The 1,715-nt window shown below is 74.4% G+C and carries 2 protein-coding genes and 1 pseudogene; 1 reads left to right on the top strand and 2 read right to left on the bottom strand.

All coding sequences use genetic code 11. From position 1 onward, the window contains the following. A partial coding sequence (locus AB8Z36_RS38920) for an alpha/beta hydrolase family protein (RefSeq protein ID WP_369218085.1) occupies positions 1-915 on the top strand: 915 nt, incomplete at its 5' end. Between the two features lie 7 nt (positions 916-922). Here the strand turns inward: AB8Z36_RS38920 and AB8Z36_RS38915 are convergent. After that, positions 923-1,447: a hypothetical protein gene (locus tag AB8Z36_RS38915; protein ID WP_369218084.1), complete on the bottom strand. Its 525-nt coding sequence runs from the start codon at positions 1,445-1,447 to the stop codon at positions 923-925. Positions 1,448-1,519: 72 nt separating this feature from the next. Then, positions 1,520-1,715 (bottom strand): annotated as a pseudogene (locus AB8Z36_RS38910) (RNA 2',3'-cyclic phosphodiesterase); the annotation flags it as partial.

The following is a 1,715-nucleotide window of genomic DNA, read 5'->3' as shown; positions in this document are numbered from 1 at the left end:
CCCGTCGTCTCGGTCGCCCCCGTACGGCTGCCGGCCCCCGGCCGCCCCGTCGACCTGGAGATACGGGTGTCCGCCCCGGTCCGCGGCGACGCGCTGCCGGCCATCCTCCTCTCGCACGGCCAGGGTTACTCGAACCACCTCTCCTCGCTCAACGGCTACGCACCCCTGGCCCACTTCTGGGCGGCGCACGGCTTCGCCGTCATCCAGCCCACCCATCTGAGCTCACGGACGCTCGACCTCGACCCCGCCACCCCCGGGGCGCCCATGTTCTGGCGGTCGAGGGCAGAGGACATGAGCACCGTCATCGACCGGCTCGACGAGGTGGAGGCCGCCGTCCCCCCACTCGCCGGGCGCCTGGACCGCGACCGGATCGCCGTCGCCGGTCACTCGATGGGCGGACACACCGCGAGCCTGCTCCTGGGCGCGCGGCTCACCGACCCCGACGACGGCACCGAGGTGAGCCTCGCAGACCCCCGCATCACGGCGGGCGTCCTGCTCGCCGCGCCCGGCCGCGGCGGTGACGCCCTCAACGAGCCGATCGCCGCGAGCCTGCCCTTCCTCACCACGACGGACTTCTCCGCGATGACGACCCCCACCCTCGTCGTCGCGGGCGACAAGGACGCCTCCGCCCACCTGACGAACCGGGGCCCGCGATGGCACACCGACCCCTATGGGCTCGCCCCGGGCCCCAAGACCCTGCTCACCCTGTTCGACGCGGAGCACGGCCTCGGCGGCGTCTCCGGCTACGACGTCGCGGAGACGACGGACGAGAACCCCGGGCGCGTGGCCGCGGTCCAGCGGCTCACCTGGGCCTACCTCCACGACTGGTGCCACCCCGGCGACGGCGCCTGGCAGTCGGCGTGCGCAGCGCTGACGACCGGACCGGACGCACTGGGCAGCGTCGAGTCCAAGTAGACCGGGCTCAGCCGCTCCGCGGCAGGCCGAGGTCGTGGCGCATGGCGGTTCTCATGGTGCGCAGCAGGTCCCAGATCTCGTGCTGGGCACGGGCCGCGGCGGCGGATGACTCGCCGGGGGCGGGGGCGCCGCGTTCGAGGCGCTTGACCTGGCCGTACACCTCGTTCAGCGCGCGGTTGACGGCACTCGCAGACGCCAGGACGTCCTCGGGGGCGAGCATCTGGGCCTCGGAGTACCGGTCCCGGTGGGCCTGCTTCGCCTCCTCCAGCACGGCACTGTCGGCGTCCTCGACGTCGCGCTCCCGCAGGATGTGCAGGTGGCGATTGAGCGCGGTGGTGAACTGGCGGGCGTCGCGGTTGAGTTCCGCGTAGCAGGTGCGCCGGAGCGAGCGGTTCTCGCGCGCCTCCTCATGGCCGCGCAGCAGCTCTATCTCCCGGCGCCTGGCCCGTTCGGAGCCGCGCTGGGTGAGCAGCGCGCCTCCCAGGGTTCCCGCCACGCCCGCCATCGCGATGAGCACCGCGCTGAGATCCACCGGCACACTCCGTACGCTTCGTCGGCCGCGCGCCCGCCGCGCGTGACCGGGGACCTTCAGTGTGCCGAGCGGTCAGCCGCCGAACGGCCATGCCGCCACGTCCCGGTAGCGGATCGGGCCGGGGCCTCGGCCGATGTTGCCGGCCACCAGGTGCAGGCGTGCGGTCTGCCAGGGGCCGCCCGCGAAGCCGGTGAGGCCCGTGGCGGCCCGGGGAGCGCAGGCCGGGGTGGTGCGGCGGGCGCGGGCCAGGGGCAGATGGGGGCGGAAG

The organism is Streptomyces flavofungini, from assembly GCF_041028215.1.
In the GTDB taxonomy this organism is placed as follows: Bacteria; Actinomycetota; Actinomycetes; order Streptomycetales; family Streptomycetaceae; genus Streptomyces; species Streptomyces flavofungini_B.
Note: the sequence above shows the minus strand (reverse complement) of the source record. Positions and strands in the feature narration are given on the sequence as shown.